Origin of the sequence: Pseudoflavonifractor sp. 524-17 (genome assembly GCF_009935845.1) — a bacterium.
Classification (GTDB): domain Bacteria; phylum Bacillota; class Clostridia; order Oscillospirales; family Oscillospiraceae; genus Pseudoflavonifractor_A.
The window spans coordinates 1-6,185 of the sequence record NZ_QWEK01000088.1; the positions used below are offsets into that span (position 1 = coordinate 1).

General features: G+C 50.5%; 4 protein-coding genes and 1 pseudogene. 4 read left to right on the forward strand and 1 reads right to left on the reverse strand.

What is annotated here, in order from left to right:
* Positions 1–369 precede the first annotated feature (369 nt).
* Complete coding sequence (locus tag D1159_RS19895) at positions 370–1,881, reverse strand: CHAP domain-containing protein (protein ID WP_243152392.1); 1,512 nt, start codon at positions 1,879–1,881, stop codon at positions 370–372.
* Between the two features lie 898 nt (positions 1,882–2,779).
* On the opposite strand from D1159_RS19895, the gene D1159_RS18250 reads away from it, so the two are divergent.
* The 4 genes and pseudogenes from D1159_RS18250 (at position 2,780) to D1159_RS19910 (ending at position 6,023) form a co-directional block, all read left to right on the forward strand.
* Positions 2,780–4,024 carry a tyrosine-type recombinase/integrase gene (locus D1159_RS18250; protein WP_161847026.1) on the forward strand — a complete coding sequence of 415 codons (1,245 nt, stop codon included), beginning with the start codon at positions 2,780–2,782 and terminating at the stop codon, positions 4,022–4,024.
* Positions 4,017–5,006 (forward strand): tyrosine-type recombinase/integrase, encoded by a 990-nt coding sequence (locus D1159_RS20315; protein WP_161847027.1) that lies wholly within the window; start codon positions 4,017–4,019, stop codon positions 5,004–5,006. Before D1159_RS18250 ends, D1159_RS20315 begins: the two co-directional genes overlap by 8 nt.
* Positions 4,993–5,280: pseudogene (locus D1159_RS20135) on the forward strand (phage integrase SAM-like domain-containing protein); the annotation flags it as partial. The gene D1159_RS20315 and the pseudogene D1159_RS20135, both read left to right, overlap by 14 nt.
* Positions 5,281–5,594: 314 nt before the next feature.
* Entirely contained in the window at positions 5,595–6,023 is a 429-nt protein-coding gene (locus D1159_RS19910) for a tyrosine-type recombinase/integrase (protein ID WP_243152393.1), read from the forward strand.
* The last annotated feature ends 162 nt before the right edge of the window (positions 6,024–6,185 follow it).

Consider the following 6,185-nt stretch of genomic DNA (forward strand, 5'->3'; position numbering starts at 1 on the left):
CTTAATTTCTCTGGTTCTATCTTCTTGGGTTTCCGCGTGAGTGTTTTGGGCCTTAAGTCCCCCTTTTCTTTTAATTGCCTTTCCATTTCCGAATCGTTGAGATTGATACTTTAAAAGTTGCTTTTGTTTCTTCCAACGTATGCCCTTCCTCGCGATATTCTATTGTTCGTTCTCTGTATTTTATTGGATAACTCATATCTTCATTATACTACTTCGCTTTGTGCTTTTTCAAGTACTATCACTATAGTTGCTCATGACGGTGTAATTCTGGGAGCGTTCCACACGAAAAACTGCCATAACATTTCACTCCAAATTCATAAAAATTAGAGCCGGGAAACAGGACGTTCCTGTTCCCCGGACTCTTGAAAATTAGTTATAAATGGGGCAGCCATAACCCCAGATCTCGTAATGGCCTACATTGTAGCTGCGCTGGCGGCAGCTATCGCTGGAGTTGCCCTCCACGGTGTAGACCACTCCATTCTCCACCCGTTCCACGATGCCCACATGATCGGGAACATCGTCCTGCGGCCCGGAGCTGCCTTTTTCGTTCCAGTCAAAAAATATCAGGTCTCCAGGGCGCGGCTCATAGCCGCCGTCCTGCCATTGACCCCGATCCTTGACCCAATTGGAGCCGCTGGTGCAGCCGGCGAATTTGGGGATCACCCCGGCGTCAATGTAGCCGCACTCATTGGCGCACCAGCTCACGAAGCAGGCGCACCACTCCACCCGGCTGTTGAAGCCGTACCAGCTCCAGTAGGGCTGGCCGCCCACGTTTCCAACCTGGGACAGCGCCACGGCCACGATCTCGCCGCTGGAGCCGTAGAGGAGGTTGTTCCACATATCACGGGTGGCCGCTGTCAGCAGCTCGTCCAGGGCGGCGTTCTGCCGGTCCGTGAACGCATAAAATACCCGCATATCATCTGGGGTCCTGGGCGTGACCGTGACAGTCAGCACCTTCTCCGTCCAGGCGGCGGTATCGCCCTCGGCGGGATGCTCTACCTCCGACTCCGCCGTGGTGATTTTGGTCATATCCCAGAACACCACCCGAAGCTTCTCCGCCGTGTCCGCATCCAGGACAGACACCTGCGCTCCGTCCGCCCCTCCGGCAGTCTTGGCGGCAAACACCGCAAACACATCCGCCCAGGAAGGCGGGCCGCCCTGGATCTCCACCCGGTCATAAGTCCCCCGGTCTGGAGGGCGGACAGCCTGTCTGCGTACTCGCTGTTGATCTGGGCGATCACCGCAGTGGGGGATGCCGCGTCCGGGGAGCCGCCGCCGTCCGAGAAGAAGATGCCAAAGGGCGAGGCGATGAGCAGGCCGATCATGCAGATCACCAGCACCACAACGATCACTACCCACCCCCCCGGCGGCGATGGCGGCGATCAACTCCTGCATGGCCGCAATGGCCGCTTTTATCGCCGTCACGGTGGCTTTCGCCGTGGCCTTGGCGGTGGCCGCCGCCGCTTTTGCCGTGGCACGTGCGGTCTGTACAGCCCGCTGGGTGGCTTTTACGGTGGCCTGGGCAGACCTCTGGGCGGTCTTGACCGTCTGCTGGGCAGTTTTCGCCGTCCGCTGGGCGGTCTTGACGGCCTTTCTGGAGGAATGCTCCGCCGTCTTAATGGTCTGGCGGGCGGTGCGTTCGGCTGTCTTTCGCCCGGAGCGGGCCGTTTTAATGATCGTCCGCCCGCCATCCTGCGCAGGCCGGGTGTCCGGTTCTCCCGGATTTACCGGCCTATGCACAGCCTGGGCTGATGCGTACTTGCCCTGTCCGCCAGTGTATCCACGCCGGGCCGGAGCGGGAGGGGATGCAGGTTCTCCACCATTCACCACCCGCTGGGCCTCCGCCCGCTTCATGGCTGCGGCACGGCCGCGCTCCCGCATAAACTCCTGCCTGCCCTGCACGAGCGTTTGGGGCGGCTGCTCCGGCGCAGGCTGACTTTGAATGCAGGCGTCCTTTATCTTGATGGATGACCCATCAGGTGGTTTCCGTCTGTGGCCGAGGGGGTCTGCCGTCCCAGGATTAGAGGAAATGTCAGAGACGGTATCTCTTGTCTTGATCTTCGGCGGCTCTGACTTCACCCGTGGGGCCGATCCCGCATCCGAGGGAATATCCTGGACAACAGTCTCCCGAATCCTGACCTGGGGCGGCCCCGATCCGGCCTGTGGCGCGGGCGGCGTATCCGGGTGGGAATCATCATGCAAAGCGGACTTTCTTGTTTTGATCCGCCTCTGCTTCATCCGCTCCCCAGGGGATAGCCCAGCCCTGCCGCTATCAGCCGGCCCAGCGTTGGCGCCGCCCTCCCTTTCAGAAGGGTTTCCATGCCGTGCATGGTCCGCCGTACTCCATCGGCAGCGGCGTCCTCGATCCGGTCGCCGCCGTAGTCGCTGGCCTGCCCCCGCTGGGCAGCCTCCCGAAGCTGACCCCGCAGACGCTCCGAGCCGTCATCCAGACCACGGCGAACAAGCTCTTTCGGCGCGGCCCTGACTTTTTCTTTTAATTTCTCCCTTACTATGTGCCTTTCCTTGATTTTTGCGATAATCTATCACCTCCCACAACGAAGAACAGGACCGTATATACGGCCCTGTTCTCATGATTTTTACTTCGACTGCTCCGACAATTTGGTTTATTAGATGAGTTACGTTATTCAAAGAGTTATCGCCCTCCTTTGAGAATATAAGATTTTTAGAATTCTTCTGGAATAATAATGACCAATAAAAACCTCCTCTGTATACTGGTTTCGTGTGAGACGAACACCAAATTTACAGAGGAGGTTTTTTGATGGAAAATCCAACTACATATCATGCCTTGGCAACACGTCTGCACACGTTGCTTGAGGAAGAGTCCTACAGCAAAACTACTATGAAGGACATGGAGTTTATCCTTAATTCATTCACAGCGTATATGATTGAGAATGATTTGGATGAGTACACTCCCGACCTTGGAGAGCGCTTTGTCGAATACTGCGAGGTGGATCTTCGGGTCTGCCACTCCAGGGTCACCAGAGCAAAGGTGATCGTGCGTAAACTGAATCGTTTGCATCAAGGACTGGATGGCAGGGATGCTCTGTGGGGAGATAAGGCACCCGTTATTGCTATTCCGGGCGATCTTAAAAAGGCTCTGGATGCCTACATTTCCTATTGTACTGAGAATGGGAACAAACAAACCACAATTTGTTACAAGCAATGGATTTGTGGCAGATTTCTGAAAAATCTGGCAGAACTCAACTGTAAAAGGACTACGGATATTAGTGGGGAACGGGTACAATCAGCATTTTTGCAATTAGGGTTCTCCAGGTACTGGGAGCGAATCGGGCCATTTTTGCGATTTTTATTTGAAAATGGTTTTGTAGCCCGTGATCATTCGAAACTTATCCAGCATCGAAAAAAGAATGCTCCACATCCAACGGTGTACTCTACAAATGAAATTGCTGTGGTCGAGGATTCCATAGACCGCACTACTTCTGCCGGAATCAGAAACTACGCGATCATACTGCTCCTGTCCCGTTACGGCATTCGTTCCTGTGATGTTGCCGCATTATCTTTTGAAAATGTTGATTTCACAAACAACAGGATTCATTTCATGCAGAAGAAAACCGGTGATCCCTGGGAAAGCGAATTGTTTTCTGAAGTCAAAGATGCGCTGCTGGACTACATTCAAAATGTACGGCCCAAAATTGAAGGCTGCCCCCAAATTTTCATGACCCTTATGATCCCGTATAAGCCAGTGGATTGTGGTGTGATCAATACAATGGTCTGGGAAACATTTAGGCAATCAGGAATTACCATTTCAGACAGGCGGCATGGCAGCCGGTCTTTCCGCTCATCTATTGCCAGCAATATGATCAATGACGATGTATCTACAGAAATTGTTCGCAGGGTATTAGGGCATGGAACGAAACACGCTATCAAGCACTATGCAAGAATTGATATTGAAAGTATGCGGCTTTGTCCGCTTCCTGTTCCCGAGCCAAGCGGCGAGTTTGCTAAGCTGCTGTCATGGAAGGTTGGTGGGTATCGTGTTTAACAGTACACTGGCCAAAGAAATGACAGATTTTCTGGAACTTAGAGCATTGAGCGCATCTGAAAGATCCGTTTTATATGATGGGCGTGTATTGGCTGCGTTGGATCAATATTTGGTTGCGTGTAACTTCCATGGGAAAGAACTGACTGAGGAACTTTTGAATATGTGGATTTCGTCTCTTACAGGGAAAAGTAAGACCGTACGGATAAAGGTGGGGACCATCCGGAATTTTGTGAAATATTTAAACAATATGGGCAATTATTCTTTTCTGCCAATGCCGCCCAAAGTGAAATCAGACTATATTCCGTACATCTATTCAGAGGAAGAACTTCAACGGATCATGTGCTGTGCCGATACTCTGGTCCCTCAAAATCCCAATATGTGCAGTTCCTTCTTTCGTCTGAAGATACCAATGTTCATCCGCATTCTTTACGGCTGCGGAACAAGATTAGAAGAAACCGTATCGCTGCAGCGAAAAGATGTCGATTTCAAAAATGGAACCCTTTTTCTCAGAAAAACCAAATTTTCTAAAGAACGGCTTATTCCAGCCCATCACTCTCTGCTGGACATTTTGGAACGGTATTGTTTTGCCTTGGGCATCATGGATCAACCTGACGCATATCTGTTTCCCGGCAAAAAGCCCTGCACGCATTATACAAGCAGGCAGATGCAACACTGGTTTTCAAAAATCCTGGAACTGACCGGTATTGACCAGAGGAGCAAACAGCCAAACGAACGAGGAGCTTGTCTGCATGGTTTCCGTCACGTATTTGTTCTCAAATCAATGCAGCAGCTGGAGGCCGCCGGACATCCTGTTGATATGAACGATCTTCTTTTACCAACGTACCTTGGTCATGAAAGCCTGATCGACACCGACAAATATATGCGTTTTTCCGGAATTCAGGTCCCAAAAGCATTAGATGCTTTTGAATCGTTTACAGCCGGATTGATACCACAGGTGGAGGCGCCATATGAGGAAGAGTAATGTTGAATATGAATTTCTCAGTCTGCTCGGGAAGTTTATTACGGAATATCTCCCGGTTTCCATGAATGCCAGCCCTAATACGATTTTATCGTACAAATGTGCATTTAGACTCCTATTCCAATATCTTGAGGAGAAAACTGAAATAAAAACCGGCCATATTACATTTGAAATGTTGAATTTCGATCTGTTGACGGATTTCTTTGATTGGTTGGTGACCGTCCGAAAGAACAGCAGAACTACGGCAAAACAGCGTATGGGGGCATTGTCCTCTTTTGCGGAATACGCACAGTGCAGAAATCTTGAGGCTGGCTGTGTGTTCCAAAGCAGTCTGGCAAGAATTGCAAAGAAGTCTTTCCGACGAGTGAAGGGGAAACAGCGCAGTTCTTTTACTCGTACAGAGTTGGAAATCCTTTTTTCACTTCCAGATCCTACGGAAAAACTTGGCTGGCGTGATCTCGTTCTTCTATCCGTGATGTATTCCAGTGGAGCAAGAGCGCAGGAAATTTGCAGTCTCACGGTAAAGGATGTCATGCATGATGAAAAAGGAAATGCGATCCTGGCACTTACGGAAAAAGGGGAAAAATCACCATGGATGCAACTCAGCTGTTGGATAAATATATCACCTACAGAAGAATCCGTGACCAACCTGACCGGTATGTCTTTCCCAGCCAAAGGAATACATGTCTGTCGGTTCCCGCCATTGAGGAGATTTTTGCAAAATACATCACAATGGCAAAGGCAGCGCACCCGGACAAGTTTTGCAGTGGCCCGTATACGCCACATGTGATGAGACATACAACTGCGACACATCTGATTGAAGCAGGCGTGCCGCTGGCTGTTGTGAAAAACATCCTCGGCCATTCGTCCATACAGACAACACAAATCTATTTGGATATTTCACAGCAAACTGTAGACCGTTCAATGGAAAAGTGGAATGAAAAATGGTTCGCTAAAAATAGTCCTGATGAGTCAGCGTTGCCGCAGGAGAAAAAGTCTATTCCCGATTTCCTGTGGTAACTATGTTTCGTTATTCGAGAAGAATATTTCCCCACCTTTATTTTCAATGGGTTCTGTGTTCTTCTCAAATAACAATAGTTCTTTAATAAGGAATAGCGAATTATCCGGCGTTGCAAGGCGCAGAAAGGCCCCAACGCCAGAACACGTTGAGGCAATGTCGGA

Excerpts from the sequence above, each read along its gene's own strand:
- D1159_RS19910 (WP_243152393.1), top strand. The coding sequence starts at position 5,595 with ATGGATGCAACTCAGCTGTTGGATAAATATATCACCTACAGAAGAATC.
- D1159_RS18250 (WP_161847026.1), top strand. The coding sequence starts at position 2,780 with ATGGAAAATCCAACTACATATCATGCCTTGGCAACACGTCTGCACACG.
- D1159_RS19895 (WP_243152392.1), bottom strand. The coding sequence starts at position 1,881 with ATGCGGGAGCGCGGCCGTGCCGCAGCCATGAAGCGGGCGGAGGCCCAG.